Origin of the sequence: Pantoea sp. BJFS-204 (assembly GCF_049310725.1) — a bacterium.
Lineage (GTDB): Bacteria > Pseudomonadota > Gammaproteobacteria > Enterobacterales > Enterobacteriaceae > Pantoea > Pantoea agglomerans.
Genome location: NZ_JBMOWE010000002.1, coordinates 544,991 through 564,016 on the forward strand (window position 1 = coordinate 544,991; position 19,026 = coordinate 564,016).

25 protein-coding genes, 1 tRNA gene and 3 pseudogenes are annotated in these 19,026 nt (G+C 50.2%); 11 read left to right on the forward strand and 18 right to left on the reverse strand.

What is annotated here, in order from left to right:
• Window positions 1-8: 8 nt before the first annotated feature.
• Window positions 9-338: a hypothetical protein gene (locus tag ACO6VX_RS09295; protein ID WP_045140688.1), complete on the reverse strand. Its 330-nt coding sequence runs from the start codon at window positions 336-338 to the stop codon at window positions 9-11.
• A gap of 351 nt (window positions 339-689) precedes the next feature.
• Here ACO6VX_RS09295 and ACO6VX_RS09300 point away from each other — a divergent pair, with 351 nt between their 5' ends.
• Window positions 690-1,913 (forward strand): AI-2E family transporter, encoded by a 1,224-nt coding sequence (locus ACO6VX_RS09300; protein ID WP_033756854.1) that lies wholly within the window; start codon window positions 690-692, stop codon window positions 1,911-1,913.
• A 304-nt stretch (window positions 1,914-2,217) separates the two neighbouring features.
• On the opposite strand, the gene ACO6VX_RS09305 is transcribed toward ACO6VX_RS09300, so the two are convergent.
• The 3 genes from ACO6VX_RS09305 to ACO6VX_RS09315 all read right to left on the reverse strand — a co-directional run bounded on the left by ACO6VX_RS09305 (window position 2,218) and on the right by ACO6VX_RS09315 (window position 3,384).
• Window positions 2,218-2,535, reverse strand: a complete 318-nt coding sequence (locus ACO6VX_RS09305; protein ID WP_010259015.1) for a hypothetical protein — start codon at window positions 2,533-2,535, stop codon at window positions 2,218-2,220.
• A gap of 138 nt (window positions 2,536-2,673) precedes the next feature.
• Window positions 2,674-3,099 (reverse strand): DUF4186 domain-containing protein, encoded by a 426-nt coding sequence (locus ACO6VX_RS09310; RefSeq protein WP_033756851.1) that lies wholly within the window; start codon window positions 3,097-3,099, stop codon window positions 2,674-2,676.
• Window positions 3,100-3,111: 12 nt separating this feature from the next.
• Window positions 3,112-3,384 (reverse strand): cupin domain-containing protein, encoded by a 273-nt coding sequence (locus tag ACO6VX_RS09315; protein ID WP_010259018.1) that lies wholly within the window; start codon window positions 3,382-3,384, stop codon window positions 3,112-3,114.
• A 171-nt stretch (window positions 3,385-3,555) separates the two neighbouring features.
• Here ACO6VX_RS09315 and ACO6VX_RS09320 point away from each other — a divergent pair, with 171 nt between their 5' ends.
• Window positions 3,556-4,452, forward strand: coding sequence for a lipid kinase (locus ACO6VX_RS09320; RefSeq protein WP_010259020.1), 897 nt, complete (start codon window positions 3,556-3,558; stop codon window positions 4,450-4,452).
• A gap of 37 nt (window positions 4,453-4,489) precedes the next feature.
• Here ACO6VX_RS09320 and ACO6VX_RS09325 read toward each other — a convergent pair whose 3' ends face one another.
• The 6 genes from ACO6VX_RS09325 to ACO6VX_RS09350 all read right to left on the reverse strand — a co-directional run bounded on the left by ACO6VX_RS09325 (window position 4,490) and on the right by ACO6VX_RS09350 (window position 8,877).
• Window positions 4,490-4,723 carry a hypothetical protein gene (locus tag ACO6VX_RS09325; RefSeq protein ID WP_061901683.1) on the reverse strand — a complete coding sequence of 78 codons (234 nt, stop codon included), beginning with the start codon at window positions 4,721-4,723 and terminating at the stop codon, window positions 4,490-4,492.
• 255 nt (window positions 4,724-4,978) lie between these two features.
• Window positions 4,979-5,434, reverse strand: a complete 456-nt coding sequence (locus ACO6VX_RS09330; RefSeq protein WP_158149495.1) for a DUF421 domain-containing protein — start codon at window positions 5,432-5,434, stop codon at window positions 4,979-4,981.
• A 12-nt stretch (window positions 5,435-5,446) separates the two neighbouring features.
• A complete protein-coding gene (locus tag ACO6VX_RS09335; protein ID WP_223565618.1) occupies window positions 5,447-5,956 on the reverse strand; it encodes a hypothetical protein in 510 nt (169 codons plus the stop codon).
• A 131-nt stretch (window positions 5,957-6,087) separates the two neighbouring features.
• Entirely contained in the window at window positions 6,088-7,053 is a 966-nt protein-coding gene (locus tag ACO6VX_RS09340; protein WP_010259025.1) for a magnesium and cobalt transport protein CorA, read from the reverse strand.
• A 103-nt stretch (window positions 7,054-7,156) separates the two neighbouring features.
• The gene (locus ACO6VX_RS09345) at window positions 7,157-8,176 is read right to left on the reverse strand and encodes a DUF481 domain-containing protein (protein ID WP_010259026.1); all 1,020 of its coding nucleotides are present in this window, start codon (window positions 8,174-8,176) and stop codon (window positions 7,157-7,159) included.
• A gap of 104 nt (window positions 8,177-8,280) precedes the next feature.
• On the reverse strand, window positions 8,281-8,877 hold the full coding sequence (locus ACO6VX_RS09350) for a DUF1349 domain-containing protein (protein ID WP_050498552.1): 597 nt from the start codon (window positions 8,875-8,877) through the stop codon (window positions 8,281-8,283).
• 355 nt (window positions 8,878-9,232) lie between these two features.
• On the opposite strand from ACO6VX_RS09350, the gene ACO6VX_RS09355 reads away from it, so the two are divergent.
• Window positions 9,233-9,469: a DUF2171 domain-containing protein gene (locus tag ACO6VX_RS09355; RefSeq protein ID WP_346526177.1), complete on the forward strand. Its 237-nt coding sequence runs from the start codon at window positions 9,233-9,235 to the stop codon at window positions 9,467-9,469.
• A 347-nt stretch (window positions 9,470-9,816) separates the two neighbouring features.
• Here ACO6VX_RS09355 and ACO6VX_RS09360 read toward each other — a convergent pair whose 3' ends face one another.
• The 4 genes from ACO6VX_RS09360 to ACO6VX_RS09375 form a co-directional block, all read right to left on the reverse strand.
• Window positions 9,817-10,620 (reverse strand): carboxymuconolactone decarboxylase family protein, encoded by an 804-nt coding sequence (locus ACO6VX_RS09360; protein ID WP_422458091.1) that lies wholly within the window; start codon window positions 10,618-10,620, stop codon window positions 9,817-9,819.
• A gap of 25 nt (window positions 10,621-10,645) precedes the next feature.
• A complete protein-coding gene (locus tag ACO6VX_RS09365; RefSeq protein ID WP_033756842.1) occupies window positions 10,646-11,368 on the reverse strand; it encodes a putative quinol monooxygenase in 723 nt (240 codons plus the stop codon).
• Between the two features lie 80 nt (window positions 11,369-11,448).
• Window positions 11,449-12,012 carry an NAD(P)H-dependent oxidoreductase gene (locus ACO6VX_RS09370; protein WP_010259033.1) on the reverse strand — a complete coding sequence of 188 codons (564 nt, stop codon included), beginning with the start codon at window positions 12,010-12,012 and terminating at the stop codon, window positions 11,449-11,451.
• Between the two features lie 218 nt (window positions 12,013-12,230).
• Window positions 12,231-12,554, reverse strand: a complete 324-nt coding sequence (locus ACO6VX_RS09375; RefSeq protein WP_060679616.1) for a hypothetical protein — start codon at window positions 12,552-12,554, stop codon at window positions 12,231-12,233.
• A 141-nt stretch (window positions 12,555-12,695) separates the two neighbouring features.
• Here ACO6VX_RS09375 and ACO6VX_RS09380 point away from each other — a divergent pair, with 141 nt between their 5' ends.
• The 7 genes and pseudogenes from ACO6VX_RS09380 to ACO6VX_RS09410 all read left to right on the forward strand — a co-directional run bounded on the left by ACO6VX_RS09380 (window position 12,696) and on the right by ACO6VX_RS09410 (window position 17,759).
• Complete coding sequence (locus tag ACO6VX_RS09380; RefSeq protein ID WP_422458092.1) at window positions 12,696-13,595, forward strand: LysR family transcriptional regulator; 900 nt, start codon at window positions 12,696-12,698, stop codon at window positions 13,593-13,595.
• 302 nt (window positions 13,596-13,897) lie between these two features.
• Window positions 13,898-14,230 (forward strand): SymE family type I addiction module toxin, encoded by a 333-nt coding sequence (locus ACO6VX_RS09385; protein WP_010671248.1) that lies wholly within the window; start codon window positions 13,898-13,900, stop codon window positions 14,228-14,230.
• Between the two features lie 1,393 nt (window positions 14,231-15,623).
• Entirely contained in the window at window positions 15,624-15,851 is a 228-nt protein-coding gene (locus ACO6VX_RS09390; protein ID WP_089414547.1) for a DUF333 domain-containing protein, read from the forward strand.
• Between the two features lie 129 nt (window positions 15,852-15,980).
• The gene (locus ACO6VX_RS09395) at window positions 15,981-16,193 is read left to right on the forward strand and encodes a hypothetical protein (RefSeq protein ID WP_064689934.1); all 213 of its coding nucleotides are present in this window, start codon (window positions 15,981-15,983) and stop codon (window positions 16,191-16,193) included.
• Window positions 16,168-16,317: pseudogene (locus ACO6VX_RS09400) on the forward strand (LexA family protein); the annotation flags it as partial. The gene ACO6VX_RS09395 and the pseudogene ACO6VX_RS09400, both read left to right, overlap by 26 nt.
• Before the next feature lie 199 nt (window positions 16,318-16,516).
• Complete coding sequence (locus ACO6VX_RS09405) at window positions 16,517-17,320, forward strand: DUF3289 family protein (RefSeq protein ID WP_022626080.1); 804 nt, start codon at window positions 16,517-16,519, stop codon at window positions 17,318-17,320.
• Entirely contained in the window at window positions 17,313-17,759 is a 447-nt protein-coding gene (locus ACO6VX_RS09410) for a DUF943 family protein (RefSeq protein WP_045140695.1), read from the forward strand. The genes ACO6VX_RS09405 and ACO6VX_RS09410 overlap by 8 nt, the downstream gene beginning before the upstream one ends.
• A gap of 54 nt (window positions 17,760-17,813) precedes the next feature.
• Here ACO6VX_RS09410 and ACO6VX_RS09415 read toward each other — a convergent pair whose 3' ends face one another.
• Window positions 17,814-17,981 (reverse strand): hypothetical protein, encoded by a 168-nt coding sequence (locus ACO6VX_RS09415; RefSeq protein WP_187494314.1) that lies wholly within the window; start codon window positions 17,979-17,981, stop codon window positions 17,814-17,816.
• Window positions 17,982-18,007: 26 nt separating this feature from the next.
• Complete coding sequence (locus tag ACO6VX_RS09420) at window positions 18,008-18,235, reverse strand: hypothetical protein (protein WP_422458093.1); 228 nt, start codon at window positions 18,233-18,235, stop codon at window positions 18,008-18,010.
• 110 nt (window positions 18,236-18,345) lie between these two features.
• On the opposite strand from ACO6VX_RS09420, the pseudogene ACO6VX_RS09425 reads away from it, so the two are divergent.
• Window positions 18,346-18,566 (forward strand): annotated as a pseudogene (locus ACO6VX_RS09425) (hypothetical protein); the annotation flags it as partial.
• 11 nt (window positions 18,567-18,577) lie between these two features.
• On the opposite strand, the pseudogene ACO6VX_RS09430 reads toward ACO6VX_RS09425, so the two are convergent.
• Together ACO6VX_RS09430 and ACO6VX_RS09435 are read right to left on the reverse strand one after the other, a co-directional pair.
• Window positions 18,578-18,730: pseudogene (locus ACO6VX_RS09430) on the reverse strand (Arm DNA-binding domain-containing protein); the annotation flags it as partial.
• 164 nt (window positions 18,731-18,894) lie between these two features.
• A tRNA-Arg gene (locus ACO6VX_RS09435) sits at window positions 18,895-18,971 on the reverse strand.
• Window positions 18,972-19,026: the final 55 nt, after the last annotated feature.

Here is a 19,026-nt window from a genome sequence, read left to right on the forward strand (position 1 = left end):
CGCAGTCGCTACGAAAGCCGCTGGCTGCACTTCGCGGCTTTCAGCGACTGCAACTGCGTCAGTCGCCGCTCCGCCTTCTGGCTGGCATTGTATTTCGCAATGCCATTGCCCAGCCCGAAATCCCCGACAAAGCCCAGCACGGTCAGTGCATCGAACTGGCCGGTCTGCTCAATATCACTCTGCACGCTGTGCGCTTTCACCAGCTCCTGATCCAGCGCGCTGCAATTCAGCATCGCCGTCTCTTCCGGGGTGACCGCGGATGCCTGCGGATACTGCTTGGTGGCGCAGCCGGTTAATACCAGCGTCAGCAGCACGATTAAGACGCTCTGTTTACTCATTTTTCATTGCCTGTTTTTTATCCAGTTAATACTGTTATCGGCAGCATCCCCCGGGATCATGAGTCTCTGACCTACCAATAATGGTCGAAACCGCTACGCTAATGTAGGATTCAGCGCGCTGCTGTCAGTTGCAGCGTGTTACCTATAGGAAGTCACGCAGCGAACGCACATTGCCCGTTCATCACTTCTGCCAGACCTTTCAAAGTGTTAGCCAGCATGATGCTGTCATCAGCAGCGTTTAAAAAGCAAAGCCTGACCGATAATCAGTGACGAGGCAGCCGCATAAGCAAAGCCAGACACAGAAAATTCGCGCGTCGGGTTTATCAGAGTTGTTCGAGATGAGGTTTTTCCATGCGTTTTAAAGGATTGAACATCGGGTTTTTCATTTTGATTCTGGCTATTGCCACCCTCGGTTTTTTCGAGGTGCTTTCGCCCTATTTCTCGCCGATTTTATGGGCGGCGATTCTGGCGGTGATTTTCCATCCGCTGAAAACGTATCTGCGGGTCCGAATGGGCGAACGCAATGGCCTGGCCGCGTTGATTACCCTGCTCTGTATCTGTCTGATTGTATTCACGCCGCTGGCCATTATCGCCTCATCGCTGGTGGTCGAAACCAATGCGGTCTATCACAAACTGCAGACCAACTCGGCGCAGTTCCCGGCGGTCTTCGCCGATCTGTTGCAGCATCTGCCGCGCTGGGCAAAACATTATCTGGCTGAAAATAACCTGGATAACGCCGAACAGATTCAGCAGAAGCTCTCCTCGTTTGCCCTCAAGGGCGGTCAGTATGTGGCAGGCAGCGCCTTTATCATCGGTAAAGGGACGTTCAGCTTCACCGTCGGCTTTGGCGTGATGCTTTATCTGCTGTTCTTCCTGCTGAAAGATGGCTCCTATCTGGTGCATCTGATCCTGGAAGCGCTGCCGCTCTCAACCTACGTAAAGCATCACCTGATGGTGAAGTTTGCGGCCGTGGCGCGCGCGACGGTGAAAGGCACGGTGGTGGTCGGTATTGTTCAGGGTATTCTTGGTGGGCTGGCATTCTGGTTTACCGGTATAGACGGCAGCCTGCTGTGGGGCGCGCTGATGGCCTTCCTCTCCCTTATTCCGGCAGTCGGTTCCGCCATTATCTGGGTGCCTGCGGCGATCTTCTTCTTCGCCACCGGTGCACTGTGGAAAGGGCTGTTCCTGGTGGGCTTCTTCGTAGTGATCGTCGGACTGGTGGATAACATCCTGCGTCCGCTGCTGGTCGGCAAAGACACCAAAATGCCTGACTATCTGATTCTGATCGCCACGCTGGGCGGCATGGAAATCTACGGCATCAACGGTTTTGTTATCGGTCCGGTGATTGCCGCTCTGTTTATCGCCTGCTGGAACCTGCTCTCCGGACGCGATAACCGCGAAAACATCGAAGCCATCGACGAAGAGTTTATCGAAGAAGGCAAGAAACAGTCCGATACCGCGGCAGAGGCTGCGGCTGAAGCGGCGGCGGCCTCCGCCGATGCGGCTGCAGAGACGGAAAGGAAAGTCTCTGCGTTAGCCGCCTCGGAGAAAGAAACAGCGGAAAAGAAAGCGTAATCTGAGTCAACCATAAAAAACCTACTTTTCAGTGGGTTACAGACAGCTTACTTGGTTGAATCAGTTTTACTCTGACAGCAATGAATAAGCTCACAACGCGCAGGGTTCTGGGTCAGAAGAGGAAAGCGTCCCGCGCCAGGACGGCGCGGGCCGAGCATGTCATGGACGACGGCCTTTGCGTCTTTCCGATCTGACCCAGTACCCTGAGCAGGCTCGATCCAGCAGCAATCCAAAGCCAGAATTTCCCAACCATAAAAAAACCCACCTTTCGGTGGGTTTTTTTTAACCTCAAAACAGCCGCGAATTAATTAGTCGCTTTGTTTTTCAGATCTTCAGCACCCTGCTTGGTTTTATCCCAGCCTTTCTCAGTGCCTTCTTTGGTTTTGTGCCAGCCTTTCTGCGTACCTTCGGTGATTTTACTGCCGGTGGTATCGCTTTTGCCTTCAGCGGCGTGCTCAGACTTCAGCTTCAGCTCTTTGCCTTCGTTCTGGGTCTGATGCAGTTTTTCCTTCGCGGTATCGGCGCCTTTATGCGCTTCCGCAACGGTGTTGTCTGTGGTGGTAGCAGCAAATACCGGCGAGGCCAGCAAAATAGCAGACAGTGCAATAATTGATTTCTTCATAATTCCCTCTGTATGAATCGTTGCCGTGTAGGTTTTAATCCTGGCATAGTGTTCCCAGGAAAGATTTAAGAATAAACCAGGAATGAAAAAGGGCCAGTTTTCACCAGAAAAAGCCGCCGGTTGTAGCTTTTTCGTCCATTACCAAAGTGCGAGTTGCGGATCATCATCCGGTTTCGGCTGGCTTCGGCTGACGCGAGCAGGCGGTGCAGGCTGCTGCATCTGATGAGTGATCCACTGCAGCAACACCGTCACTATATAGGCCTGCTGCTCAGCGCTCAGCGGCTGGTGCTGTCCGATATTGTGCCACTTACTCAGACAGCCACGACAGCAGGTTGCGGTGGCGTGCTGAGCGATAAACACCGGGTGGCCGCGCATCGGCGTCTGCTTGCCATCATTTTCAGGCTGCGCAGGCGCCAGCCGCTGTGCCACAAACTCAGCGGCGTGCTGGCGCAATACCGGCTCGCCTTTGCTGCTCGCATAATCATATTCCGCGCGTCCCAGACGAAAGCGCTGGCGGAACGGCGAGCGTGACAGCCGGGTAAAAAGATCGTCAGAAACCTTCATGCTGATTGCCAGTCACTCATATTTACGTCCCGCCAGATAGCGTACGCCCTGCGACCCGAACGCCTCACGATGGAGTTCATTGGGCTGCAGATGAAATGTCTCACCGGGATGATAGGTGGTATCGCCCTGTTCGGTACTGATGGTGATGTCACCACTCAGAATCAGTGCCAGTGCTTCAAAGGGATGTACATGATTATCAAGCTGGGCGGCGGCTGCACGCTCAATCAACAGAGGCTCGTCAAAACCCTGTTCGGCTAACAATTTTCTGAATTCGTGTTCTGTCATCGCAACTCCTCAGTGTGGATCTGACCCTTAGCAGTGTAGACGATCTTTATCGCCGCTTATGGCACTCAACAGGTTACGTAAAGTAGCGCAAGCAGGGTTGTTCACCGGTCAGGCCAGTGCTGTACTTGCCGTCTCGTTACAGCCATTTTGACATCGGGATAACGCAAAAGTATGTCTCAACAGGAGAAAACTGCCCTGCTTCTGATTAATCAGCGCTCACGCAAAGGACGCGCCGAGGCCAGCCGCGCACAGTCGCTGCTGGCTCAGGCCGGGTTCACCCTGCTGCAACCGGCCGGAGATGATACCCGCAGCTACAGCGAATTAATCGCGGCGTATGCCCATCGCGTTGATGCGGTGATCGTCGGCGGTGGCGACGGCACGCTTAATGCGGCCGCGCCGGGGCTGATGCAGACCGGCCTGCCGCTGGGCATTTTACCGCTGGGCACCGCCAATGATTTTGCCCGCACGCTGGGCATTCCTGCCAGCCTGGAGTCCGCGATAAAGATTATCGCTGACGGGCAGCTGCGCGCAGTGGACCTGGGTGAAGTGAATCAGCACCTGTTTCTGAACGTCTCCAGCATCGGCTTTTCGGTGGAACTGGCGCGCAACCTCACGGCGGAATCGAAAAAACGCTGGGGAGTGGGCGGTTATGCCCTGGCGGCTTTGCGGGTGCTGCGGCAGAGCCGTCCCTTCAGCGCTACGCTGGTGCATCAGGGCCATCGGACGCCGATCAAAACGGTTCAGGTGTCGGTGGGCAATGGACGCTTTTATGGGGGCGGCATGACAGTGGAACAGCGTGCCGCTCCGGACGATGGGTTACTGGATGTCTACAGTCTGGAGCTGCAGCATAGCTGGCAGCTCATTGCGCTGCTGCCCTTTCTGCGGCGCGGCACTCACGGTCGCTGGCGTAACGTGCGGGCATTCAGCGCCACGGAGCTGACGATTGAGACGCGCCGTCCCCATTACATCAATGCAGATGGTGAGATTATCGGTCAGACACCCGCGCATTTTCGCCTGATAGCCAGTGCACTGCGGGTTTATGCACCGGGCGACAGCGCAGCAAAATAGCCCGACGGTGGGCGTGGTAACCGATCGCGGTGAGAAACTAGTGCTGGGTGCTCTTTTTTTCAGCGTAGTCGATGTGTTCGGAAAGATTGGCGACCAGCTTTTTCGCCATGTCGAGGGTCAGACCCAGAAACAGGGTCTCCTGCGGGCCCTTTTCACGCGGGGCATCGGGATCGATATAACCGAATTTCACTACCAGTGCCTGATGGGTATTCAGGGGACCAATATGCCAGCCGGTAACCGGGTAGAAGGTAAATCGCGTAAATTCATTCATTTAATCCTGACTGTAAAAGCATAACGCTGATTGATAGTCAGGCCAGCTCTGATGATAAAGCATGAGTGGAATACTCAGTCTGAACGAAATCGACAGGATTACAAGGGAAGCGGCATAACAAGCGCAGCGTGACGCGATGAGGATCTGTAATGCATTCAGGGCCTGCTGCAGCAAGGGGATGAGGATATTTCAGGCGTGTGTAACCTGCGCGGCTCCGGCACGGGCGCTCTCCTGTCACGCCAGGGCGAACGCCCCTCAGGACTGTTTATCGGCTCGGGGAATAATCGAGATATGGCCGTTAACCTCCAGCACCGCATATTTAATCTGATCAAATCGCTCCAGCCCCTGCCCGGAGCGCGCCGCTTCCAGCACATCATCAGGACTGATGCCGGTCATCTTCATGCGGTCAGTCAGCAGATTACCATTCTCGACCAGGATCACCGGGCCACCATCGATCACCTGTTCCACCACCGGAAAGCGGCTTTTCAGTTTGCCCAGCACGATATCAATCGTGACCAGCGTGATAATGGTTAGCGCCGCGCCGGTCACCGAAAAATCGTCGCCCAGCAGCGCCTGCTGAGTTGCTTCACTGATGATCAACAGCAGAATCAGATCGAAAGAGGTCATCTGCAACAGAGTGCGTCTGCCGGCAATTTTAAACACGACCATCAGCACCAGGTAGATCGCTGCGGCACGTAATACCGTTTCCATAAAGCGCCTCTGTCAGGGATAAATCCATTGGGTAAAACGGGCCGGAGCATGGCCGTCACCGTGAATAGTGACGTGAATGCGGCCCGCATTGCGTGGCTGCAGGCCAAGCCAGATCGCGTGATCCGGTCCGGTGTTGCGGGCCGAAAAGGTCAGCCGCAGATCGCTGCCAATCGTCACCGCCTCCAGCGGTTGAGGCTGCAGCGTCTGGATTTGCAGGTTATCCAGGGCACCACCGCCAATCGTAACGGTAAAGCGATCGGTTACCGGTGCGTTGTAGCGAATGCGCATATCCATATTGCTCTCAACCCGGCCAAACCGTTCATACTCCACCTGGATGGTCCCGTCCGGCGAGCGGGCGCTGCCGTTACTCAGCACGCCTTTGGAAAAGAGTCCGCACGCACCCAGAATCACCAGCGCAATCAGGACGTATTCACCGATACGCTGAATCAGCCATTCACGGCGTACCCAGCGGAGGTTTTCCTGAATCGGTACCGCCTGGCCGCTGCTATCCTCTTTTTTCACCGTGACCTCACACACTGTTGGCTCAGGAACAAAAACTGCACGCTGCGTTAAGCATAGCCAGACAGTATCGGTTCACTATCTGGCGGGTCGTGACCTTTTCAGCGGGACAATCTGGCACCGCATCCTGCCGTTTACAGCCAGCCGGAGCGACGCAGTTTGGCCCACAGCCCGCCGCAGGCCAGCAGGGTCAGCCCCACCGCCAGCGGATAGCCATACAGCGACTTCAGCTCCGGCATATGCTCGAAGTTCATGCCATACATACTGAAGACCACGGTCGGGATCACCAGGATCGCACCCCAGCCTGCCAGCTTTTTCACCACTTCATTCTGCTGCACCGTCACCAGCGCCAGATTGACCTGCATGGCGCTGGTCAGCATTTCGCGCATATCTTCCGCGTCAGTGACGACATGGCGGGCGTGATCCTGCACGTCGCGGATATAGGCGCGCAGCGGGCGCGGAATCAGATCTTCATGCAGGTGGATCAGCTGATTACAGATCTCCTCTACGGGCAGCGCCGCATTGCGTAGTTTCAGCAGATGACGCCGCACGGTGTAGACCGACTGCACCGACTTGCGATCAAATTCACTGGTGAAGAGATCGTTCTCCATCTGCCCGACCCGTTCATTCAGCGAGGTAGAGAGCTCGGCATAGCGATCAACAATAAAATCGAGCAGGCAGTAGAGCGGATAAGCGGGACCAAACTTCAGCAGCGCCGGGTTTTCAGCCGCCCGCTGCCGCACCGGGGTGTAGCTTTCAGAGGCGCCGTGACGGATGCTGATCAGGAAGTTTTTTCCGACAAAAAGATGCGTTTCGCCCAGTTCGCAGCTGTCATCCTTAGCGCACACCGTTTTCACCACGATAAACAGCGATTCGCCATAATGTTCAATTTTAGGTCGCTGATGGGCATTGAGTGCATCCTCAACCGCCAGTTCATGAAGGCCGAACTCCTCTTTAATCTTTGCCATAAACTCAGCGTCTGGCTGCCACAACCCGAGCCAGATAAACGCCTCCGGCTCTTTAATCACTTCACTGATATCATCGACTTCGACCTCTTCGCCCGCGCATCCCGGACGATACACCCTGCTGCTTACGATCATCTTCTGCTTTCCCGTTGTGACAATACATGCAGCTTAGCCAATCCCGCGCCTGTAACCGGATAAAAACCGTAAGGATTTGCTGCGGCGCTGTTCGATCAGCGGCTTACCACTTCAGCCCCAATCCGGTGGAGAAAATGCCTTCGTTCAGGGTGTCGGGTATGCCGCTGACCAGATTACGGTGATAGCCAACGTGCAGCGTTGACCACGAAGTCAGGCTGTAGCGCAGGCCGACTTCGGCATCCAGCATAAATACGCCGTCATCATCCAGCGAATGGCCAACATCGCCATTGCTGTAAAGTGTGACCGACTTGCCCAGCAGATAGCGCTGATAGTTCCAGCGCAGCGAGCCGCCAAAGTGCCGCTCTTCCCGGTCATCGCTGTAGCCATACTCAAAGGCACCACCCAGTACCGAGAGTGAGAACGCGCTGAGTTCGGTATCCCACAACTGATAACCCGGACCGGTGCCGATCAGCGCCTGACGTGACAGATTCTCCACCCAGTCGCGCTTGTAGGTGGCGCGGGTCTGCCAGAAGAACTGCTCTCTGACCAGATAGTCAAAGGCGTAGCGCAGGCTGTAGTTATCGGTATTGATGTTCTCGTTTTCCTGCTCGCGATTGTAGGTCGCACCGATATCGTGACGCCATTTTCCCTGGTTCAGTTTGGTGTTGAGCGCGAAGCTGTAGTCGTCAGTTTTGGTCGAGGCTTTTTTGACCTTCACGCCCGCATCGATGTTGCCGGTCCAGGCGAGCTGATCGCTGCGGACTTTGGCTTTCATAAACTCATCAATGCGTCGCAGCGAAACCTGCTGCTCCTGCTCGTTGCGTTCCACCCAGACATAGCCGGGATCGGATGAGGAGAGCCGCACCTGATAATGTTCGCCGGTCTTTTTGTTTTCGACATTCACCGGATTCTCGCTGGCGAGCGTACTGACCGCACTCCAGTCCAGCGTGACGGTACCGGCGTAGTGTGTCTCTATCCCCAGCTTGCCGTCGCTGAGATAACGAATCGTGCCGGTCAGCCGATCGCCATTATTCAGCCAGACGGTATCGGCAGTGGCCTGCTGTGCCCATCCGGCGCAGCAACTGATGACCAGCAGCGGGATAAACGAGGTGGCGCAACGCATAGCTTTCCCTGTAAAGGCGTCGTCTTGCACGGGCGACGCGTCACCGCAAATTCTGACCTGACAATTAAGCCGATTCTGCGACGATATGCAATGCGCCGCCTGGCTCAGGAGAGATCGTGCAGTGCTTTGCCGAGCGGTGGAGTAATAGCGAAGTCCGTAAAACTCATCGCCAGCCCTTCACGTTCAGGCGAGCAGCCCATTACTCCGACAAACCGCCGCGCCTGACCGGGCCACGGGCAGAGCCGTAACAGCGGCCAGCTCACGCCGTCGGTAGAGTACTGAATTCTTAAGGCCGCGTTTTCCAGCGTGGCGCGCAGCCAGAACTGGCGCGCATCGCCGGGAAACACACCGGTAGACCAGTCGGAAAACTCGCGCGTCACCACGCTGCCAATTGCGGGCTGGTCATCGTTAAACTCAATGCCCGCCTTAACCCAGTGCGTTTCGTTATCCTGAATAAACAGCCCGGCCTGATCGTAGAGCTGACTGAAATCCGCCCTCACCTGCACCTGAACGGTAAAGTCGTTTTCCACCCAGAAGCCAAAAGCGTGGCCGCTGTGCCGTTCGAACCCGTACCAGGTACGCTGCCAGAAATCGCTGTTCAGCGCGGTTTCGAACCTCAGCGTATCGCCATCCAGACTGTGTACCGGCGGCTGATTAATCCAGACGCCACCTTCAGTGGTAATTGAACTGACTGCTGTCATAGGCACTCCTTTGGGTAAGTTAAACCGCCCGCGTGCTGGCCGATCTGCGGCGTGGCGATTGACCTGATTATCATAGCGTTGATTGTTGAACGTGCGGCAGACGATTGCGGCAAATCTGATGATGCCGATGTGGCAGGCAGTGAGGTCAGCAGACCCATGGCTGCAGATACTCCGACTCTGTTTGCGGTTTCGCTTATATACCCTTTATTCTCCTGCCGGAAATAAATAACTGCGACCAGGTCCAGTTCACTGAACTATTTCATTTTGTTAATCCCCTGGCGAAAACAGCATTTAACAACCAGGCTTGTTTTGTCTGAGGGCAACTGAACTCATTAAATATAAGGATTAAGCCACCATGGTAGATAAATCAGAAATTTTAGATCACGCGCAGGTTGTTGATGTGAATGGCGAACATGTCGGGATTGTCGACCACTTCGAAGGCGACGACAAAATTAAGCTGTCGAAAAGCGATCCTGAAGCGGGCGGCAAACACCACATTATTCCATTCAGCTGGGTGAAAGAGGTTGATGATAATAAAGTCATCCTTTCTAAAGCCAAAGCGGATGTTGAAAGTGAGTGGCAGTCTGCATAAAACATTAGCCGTGGCGCCCGCCACGGCTTATTTTATTTATTCCGCAATGTAATTTCTGCGTCCTGCCCTGCCCATCTTTAATTTATTACTGCTTTATATTTCACACCGCCTGAAACGTCTTCAGCAATATCTGTCAGATTTTTACTTTCCATGACGCGGTGCTCCCTGTTTTTATGCCCGGTGGCGGGTGGTCGTAAGCGGAGGGTTTGGAGCGGTCATCATGGCATTGCGGCGGGAGGGGAAAAAACCACCAGAATGGCGCAGCACTTTGCCGGATCTCTGTCGGTATCCGGCGGGCGTAAGAAACGGCGGGTGAAGTAAAACCTGAGATCCTCACCCGCTGCGGGTTATTCCTGTTTTGCTGCGCGATCCCGCAGCACTTCACCCAACACCGGAACCGCTGAAAAGGCATTTGGCCAGCCAGCATAGAACGCGGCCTGAGTGATAATCTCGCCCGCTTCTTCAGCCGTCAATCCGTTGTCCATCGCCCGGTTGAGATGGTAGCTAATTTGCGCACTTTGTCCCGAAGCAATCAGTGCGCTGACCGTCACCAGACTTCTGTCACGAGGCTGTAGCGCTGGCCGCTGCCACAGATTGAGAAACAGCGGATCGGCGGTGAATCTGACCAGACCGGGCGAGATCGGCCCCACATTTTTCTCCACCGTTGCAGAACGCTGCTGTTCGGCTGCCTGATTCAGTGGCAGCAGTGCCGGAGAGGCTTCGGCCAGTTGATCGGCTCCAATACCTCGCGCCTGAAACACATTTTTGGTCACCGCAATTGCGGACATCGCATTGGGCCAGCCGGAATAGAACGCCAGGTGAGTGATAATTTCGGAGACTTCGGCAGGCGTCACGCCACTATCGAGCGCCACACCGGCGTAATGTTGTAACTCAGCAGGCTGGTTGCGGGCGATGAGAATGGCAAGCGTGACGATACTGCGGTCACGGATCGAAAGTGCGTCGCGTTTCCAGAGATCGCCGGTTATCGCTTCACGTCCGAAACGAGCCAGTGCGGGAGAGACGGACTCAATGTCGGCAACCGAAAGGCTGGATGGATTAACGTTCAACATAGTTTCACCTCTTTTGGGTTCAGCAGCGGCCAGGTCGGCCAGCATCATGGAGATCGCGGCGGCGGCAATCACTTTTTTCATCCTCTGATCAGCTCCCTGGTAAAGGTCAGTTAACAAAAGAATTGAGAGCGCCGCGGTTTTTCAGCAGAGCTGGCACCACGGGGATCGCCTCTTTGCGGTCGGTCATCTCAGCTGTCAGCCGGATATAGTCGCGAAAATGGGGCGTTTCGCGGTGTTGCTGATAGGCGGCGTCACTGGCGTAGATTTCATAGAAGAACCAGCGATATCTGTTTTTTGCATCGGTCGCGGCATACATCGCCAGTACGCCCGGTTCCACCTTCAGTGACTCTGCCATTTCAGGCAGCACAATATCGCGGAATGCCTGCTGATCGGCCGGTTTCACGTCAACAATCACCAGGTTATTGATGGTTTCTTTATTCTGTACGAAGGGTTTATCACCCAGAAACTGCGGCTCCAGCACAGTGCTCTTTTTCTGGCCGATAAGATCAGGTGCGCGTGTAATAAAAGACCGGTATGGCTCAGAACTGAGATGTTGCTGGTATGCCTCTTCACTCGCATAAATTTCAATCATATAAGCCTGATGAGCATTTTCTTTATGTTTCAGTGAATACATCGCCAGCGTACCTGGTTGCTCTGCCAGCGAACGGGTAATATTATCTCTGGCAACTTCATCGTACTGTCCGTTTTTCCCGGCCTTAATTTCCATTTCATGCAGATTAATGACACGATTTGTGGGTTCTGTTAAAGCGGCTGCCGATGCCGGGCCGGCCATCAGCAGAGTCAGAGTCAGAGCGGTAATATTGTTCACGGTCTGCCTTAATTATCGGATGAGGTGATTTGCGATTCATTCGGTGCATTAACCGGCGCGATTTCTGTTTCATCTGGCTATTAAGCCGTCGTGAGTTCCGCATTAAGTTGAGCAATTAATCGCGACGCGTGTTGCTTTGCTGCAGCAATTTGCTGCGTGATAATAGTTTCATTACGACTGGCATAGCTTATCCCGCAGGTATAAACCGGTTTCTGCATCTCCAGATTGCAGAGTCGGGCGGTGGTTTCAAACTGAATCAGATAATCCTCCAGCTGATGACCAAAGACGCCATCTGCCGCGTATAACGCCTGCGGTGCGCCAGTGGTGAAGGAGAGGATCAGTTTTTTACCGCCGAGTCTGGCCGTTGATCCGTGCGCAAACCCATGAACAAATACGTCATCCAGCCATAACTTCATGAGGCCTGGCAGCGAATACCAGGAGAAGGGAAATTGCCAGACGATAATATCTGCCTTCAGCAGTGCATCCTGTTCGGCGCTGACATTGATATTGTTGTCCGGATAAAGTGCATCCAGACGACGGATTTCAGCATCAGGCAGCGCAGAAGCGACTTCATTAAGAATGGTAGCATTACCGACCGAATGGCTCAGGTCAGGATGACCGGAAATAATTAATATATTTTTCATTTTCAGTTTTTAATCATCTTTTTTTAACAGATGGCAAGGCGTTGGCGATGCCATCACGCGCTGGGTACTTTTTGCCGTCCGGCACCGTTTAATCAAATCCACTCGCTACTGCATCCGCCTTTCCTGCCGTTAGCGCTTCACGCGGCGTTTTTACTGCGCCGCCTGCCTGACACCTGTCGGATGACTGGTGATAACACACGGTGGCGGTTTGCGACTGATCATTGGGTGGCGCCCTCTTGCTGAGGCTTATACTCTGCAGCGAACAGGCTTTCCCAGTTGGTGAATGCACCTAACGGGATGCAGTCAAAACTCAGCAGACCGGATTTTGCCAGCGGAAAGTCAGCCAGCAGGCTTTGAGCCTGTTCCACCGAGTCGCATTCAAGGAAGATCGCGACACCGGGTCGATCCTGTCGGTAGTAAATATCGCGTAGCGCACCGGATTTAAACAGACTCCAGGCATGGAAAGCTTCGGCAGCCAGATGAGGATGATACTTTTCCAGCGTGGCATCGGGGGCGGGTTTATCCAGACACAAAATTCGCATATCAATCTCCTGAGATTCACGGCCAGGGGGAACTGATAAGGAGTATATGCTCGCGATTTAGTGAAGATTAGGCCACTATTGACTCAAAGATATTTAGCCTGCGGCTAATAATAAGCAGCCCGATTGTGTCAGGATTATCCCGTGAACAACGCCATCTATAATCAGATACGCATCTTCCAGAGCATTGCCCGCGAAGGAAATATTTCATCGGCTGCTCGCAAACTGGAGATTACTCCCCCCTCTGTCAGTAAGGCGCTGAAGCTGCTTGAAGCGCACATCGGTCATCCGCTATTTGTGCGAACCACGCGCCGGATTGAGCTGACCGATGCCGGACAGCAGCTGCTGGAACAAACCTCAGCAGCGGTAGCCTCGCTGGTAAAATCGCTGGAAAGCATCCGTGACCAGAATCAGGAACCGTCGGGACTGGTCAGAATCACCCTTTCGCGCTTTGCTTATCTGCTGGTGCTGAAACCTGCGATGGCCGCTTTCTGCCAGCAATATCCCGGTATTCAGCTGGAAATTTCGGTATACGATGGCACCGTGAACATCATTGATGAACGTTTTGATCTGGGGATCCGGTTTGGCGACATTCTGGAAGGTGGCGTGGTGGCGCGACCGCTGATGAAGCCGTTTCGCGAAGGTTTGTATGCCTCTTGTGCCTATCTGGCAGCGTTCGGCATTCCAGCGTCTCCGTCTGACCTGCATCAGCACCGGCTTATCGGTTACCGGTTTATCACCAATAATCGTATTCTGCCGCTGATTCTGGATCATCATGGCGAACAGCTGACCGTTGAGATGCCGGGTCAGTTGATGAGTAATGATATTGAGGTGATGGCTGATGGCATTCGCAACGGGCTGGGTATCGGGCGACTGTTTGAACCGGTTCATAATTTACAGCCGGATAAAGAGGCATTTATTCCGGTGATGGAGCGTTACTGGAAAACTTATCCGCCGGTTTATCTCTATTATCCTAAAAGCGCGGGTAAAACGAAAAGAGTAAAAACGTTAATCGACTTTCTGCTTAAGCACACTGCGGGTTAAGCACCTGTTACTAATAGCGGGCTTACTGGATGCGGCTAATGGCAGATATTTATGACGAGATCTCGCCTGTTTTCTTTCGTATATTCCGAACGGCGATTGCTTTCAGTTAATTGCATTTTTTTGAGATCGTTATCGTAAAACTCGCTGTTTATCAGATGATTAAAGTCACTGATTTACATCGATTTTCAGCTGGACTTTTCCTGCGATAGTTGATTATATGTACAGGTATTTAGCGCGATACAGAGGTGTTGGAGCACTCCTGTATCGCTAATCACAATCACTATTGAAAAGGAATAGAGATCATGACTGAGTCAGAGTGTAATGCAGTTGGTTTAAATTCAGAAGCCCCTTCCGTTTCCCAGCGCAAATTAACGGTGAGTTACGCCAGCCGGTATCCCAGTTACGCGCGTATTCCGTCGATTATCATGAAAGGCCAGTGGCTGGCTGCCGCCGGATTTACCACCGGCACCGAAGTAGAAGTAAAAGTCACGGCGGGCCGTATTGTGCTGACCGTGAAACCACCAGAGCCGGTCGATGAGCAGCTGGTTAACGCGTTAGCGCAGCTGAATAAGCTGCCTGCAAGAAAACAGAAGCAGGTTCTGGCTTTGTCGGGTGTGGTTGCGGGCCAGGTTTAATTTCTGCTGAAGGGATGCCGCTTCTGGCTGGGGAGCGGCAGACTTAAGTTGGGTGGTTTAACGAATGATGATGAGGTCTGCAGGTTAATAATCCATTATCAAAACATTTTTCCCAGAAAATATCCTGGATTTCATCCAGTATCAACACACCTTACAGTTAATATATATTTTCAGGTGAATATCAGCTTTTAGAAAAGTGTGTTTGAGGGATTAACCAGATTATTAACAGGGCGCACCTAAACTTATTAAAATAAATATTATGAAGAACCATCACCCTATAAAAAACAGAAGCCTATGATAAACTCCCAAACGTAATTACTGGGATTATAACTTTCAAACACCCCCCAGACCAAATAAATCTGCCTCACCGAAATTTCTAAAAACACCCTTCGATATGCAAGGCGTTTTGATCTTCTCGTCAATGAAACGGATTTAAACCCATTACGACTACCTATGGAAATGGAATATGCAAATGGCATAACTCGCGCCCCAAAACCTTATGATTCTGGCACCCTGCCATCCTGCATTTTTCTGAACCAAATCCACCATGTGCAAGTATGCAAAGATACTGTTTGGCCGCCTGAAGCTCGTTCTCTGAAGGTGGCCGCACTAATCCATTTAGCTTTAAGGCAAACTCTGGATACGGTGTCTGTTCCGGGGAACATTCGATGTACCATTCCTGACCGCATTCCATGCAGCGATACATGGATTGAGAGTAATCAAGCCGCGGTTCGAAATGTTCACTTTCCGGTGTTTCGAAATAGTAATTATGAATAAAGCCCCCTGAGAACTCAAAGCCCCGCTCCAGGGATTCAATTTCAGCCACACAAGCTGGCAACTGTCTGCAATTACACATAGGCCTACCTTTCATTTAACCGCATAACTGGGGTTACTATTTTAAGCCGGGAACGCTAATACGGGCAAGGTTATTAGCGTCGATCTGAATGATACAGAGTGAAAAGAGCTTAAGAGGCAGATACGAAAAAATTCACGCTAAGTGTTCGCACACATTAGGACGAAGCGGTGTGGTTTTGCAGGTCGATTTTAAGGGGCTCTGCAAATCTGAACAGGGGTGTTCAACATTAACACCGACATCAGCATGAATGATTAAGTTATGTTTTAGCCATAATTTAAAAGTGGTTCGAAGAAGCAGATGTCTGGCTTATAAATGATGTGTACAGGGTGGCTGGTCCGGCTTCTGCAATCATCCTAAGTGGAAACGATGCATATATAAATCCACACTTACATAATGGATTGAGTCCAGGTTATGATCTGATTACAATAACTACTCCGGATCACATTAAGCGTTTAATTAAACAGAAAAACCAGCGCGAGATGAAGCAGCGTGGATATAACGATTAACCCTCATCAATCTCTTCAGATAAGGTTAAAAATGAAAACAATTACAATCGCAGCGACCATTTTATTACTCACAGCCTGTGTACCCCATAATGACAGACAACACGCTGTGGGCATGGCTAACCCAGCCTCTGTGTATTGTGAAAAGATGGGCGGCAAGCTGGACATAGTGAAGGGCGCGGATGGTGAATCAGGTTACTGTACTCTGCCAGGCGGAGAGCGCATCGAGGAGTGGGCGCTGTACAGAAGGGATAACCAATAGACTCGTTGGTCGGAAGGGATATCAGGGCAGCTATCAAGGAGCCGTAAGAATGGGACGTGGCTTTATGAAAGGAGGATTACCAGCATACGGCCGCATTGATGTTCCTGATTTCACAAAGTGTGTAGTGCGATGAAAATACTGATATTTATTATAATCTTCTCCGCAACCTGGTTTCTCAAACCTGAAAGCATCATCAGATCCCTGGTAGAAGGCCACATTAGCGGTGATGGTGAAGGCGCTATGGATAGTTTCGAATTCACAGTGATTGCACTTAAGGCGGTGCTTTCTGCTCTGCTGGCCTTTATCGGTGTCTGGCTATATCGCAAAGCTAACCAACGATAACGAAGCGACATTCAAGAAGCTGTTCATCGACGGTATCCACAAGTACCTCAAGGGGCTGAACCCGCGGTGGCCTATGGTGCCGGTTAGAGGGGAGCAGATCAGAACGGGATTGCACACCAGATGAGTGTGACTTTCAATAGATGCTAATAGACATCCGAAAAAATTAACCTGGCTGAACGCCTTGATATTCAAGGTTCATCACTGCATGATTATGTGGGCGTAAATGACTCTGAACATAGTAAATATTAATAAAATTCTTAATTTACCTCACAAATAGAAAATGTATAATACTTAATCATTTGACTGAAAGGGATTGATTTTGAATGAAAGGAATCGACAAAAAACTTATCATCTTCACTACAAAAAAAAGATTCAATGACAGAAATGCTGATGACATGCAAAGTGGCGACATGGATGCTGATATACTGAAAAAACATTATCATCTCGGGCAAGTATCAACTTTCATCGACTGGACTACTTTTGGTCCCTCCTATCAGCATCCTGCTACTAATTCTATACAGCCAGTTAGTAGAGAAAAAGCCATTGCGTTGTTATATGATGAGCTACGCTCTCAGTCCTATGCCTTTTCTTTCCGAGGACCATACCAGGGCTTGATCATAAATCTTTTCAATCACATGCAACGTAGTAATGGAAATGATTTTCAGCATCCGTTTATGGATAATGCCTACAGAAATCTCATTTTGAGTGACAACTCTATCGATAGCACATTATCCATAATTAAAAACACTATCGAGCAATTTGATTTTAATAAGTCACAATTGACGAAAGAACATTTTTCAAATGTATTATCTAAAAGTCGTTTACCAAAATACACAAGATGGAAAGATTTTGTCAATGGCATGGGCATTACCGTCCATGACATAAACAGCACAGAAATTTCTATAGAAAGCCTGACCTTCCAGGGCAATAAATATACTGCGACTATCAAATACAGAGCACAAGACCATTTTGGCTTAGATAAAGAAGATATCTTAAAAGCTAAATTCAACTCAATTAGTTTCTTTAGAATATGGTTCGTTCTACAGAGGGCTAAGCATTTAGCTCAAAAGCCATTTTTCACAAATTTCGGAGCAACTATAACATTGACAGGAGAAACCAATGTTTAAATACAAAAGGATTGGAGCAGTTCTGATTTTGTTAATATCAGTATATTGCATATGGATTGCTGTAAGACCAGCAAAAATAGTCAGAGTTGATAATGGTGCAGTTTTTGTAGAACATTTACCGATGACTACAGAAGGAAAACTAAAATGGTGGTTAGAAAACAAAGATTCGCTTCAGAATAAATATCATATTATCAATACCCGAGATAACTTCACTGTTATCATCATGAACTTCGATGGTTATGAAAAGTTACCAACAGGAACCAGAGATGGTTCAATTGATGACTATACCTGCTTTGATGATACTAATGGCGGGCATAAGAAATGTGTATACAACAGCATAGCATTAGTTATAAGAGGGAGCCTTGATAGAAAAGCATTTATAAATATAGGCGATAAAACATATATACAGAGTTCTGATGGTAGGGTAACATTAAAATAAAAAAGATATTTTTTACTAAATCGCTTCAAAATTTAAATAGTCTGACCAGGTAAATCAGGCTATTTCAAAATCTTTTTGACTAAATTCTTTTTTAATAACCACATCATCTTCTTTAACAAAAACAGAATTTATTTTGCTTTTCTCTTCTTCAACCATTTTTGTTTGAATTATGCTTGTAATCTTATTAGTATCAACATCAGATGCTAAGACTGAAAAAACCACCAGTCAACACTATTGCATTCAACAATTTAGGTTAATTCAAAATATTCAACTATGCTCACGATTTTTAAGCAATCCTGAGAGGCGTAATACTCTCTAAACATAATATAAACAATATATTCAGCAGGATACATTCTATAGCTTTCAGTAATTTTATTTTTTTCTAAAAAATCTACCAAATCATCATGCACTTTGTTAACAAACTCTTTTGCCTCAGTAAATGATATTTGTTCATCTTTCATTTTATCTTTACTCATAACCCCCCCCATTCTTATTTATAATTCCTTTAACGCAGATTTATTTTTATCAATATAATTCACATAAAACCTAATGGAGATTTTTGGAAGAACTAATTGTCAGAGTGAATTATGTCTTCACTAATCGCCGTGTAAGCAAGTCCCAGCACATGGGAAAAGACACTCTTAACAGGGCCATAGCGAAGCTTTGCGGTATTGAGCCTGGCAGGAAGAAGCAACCGCCCAATGTTGAAGAAGCAACCGCCCAATGTTGAAGAAGCAACCGCCCAATGTTATGGGTGATATTGAATATTTTACTGTTCATGATCTGCTAAGAACGAGCCGGAGCTTACTATGCCACTACACCCGCTTCTCTTTACCAGCTATACGGTATTTGAGTCTCCAGCTTTTGGCTCCGTTTGGAAATATTTCAAGATACATACCACCACTATCGGCAAGTTTGTATGACTTTTCTTTTGGCTTAGCAGAGTCAATTTGTCGGGCTGTCAGCTTCATTTGGGGGCATCCAGTTGATTGAACCTGGCAATGCCCCCTATCCTGCCCTCAATCGAAACAAGAACGCAATAGGTGACCCTGGACCAAACTGGACCACAGAGAATTGTTATATTCTGATTTTAAAGGAAAAAGTAGACCAGAAAGGATGTTAACAGAAGAAAATATGGTACGCCCTACAGGATTCGAACCTGTGACCTACGGCTTAGAAGGCCGGTGCTCTATCCAACTGAGCTAAGGGCGCATGGAGATGGCACGGATTATACGTCGGGAAGCGGGTACGTCAACGTTTTTGCCGT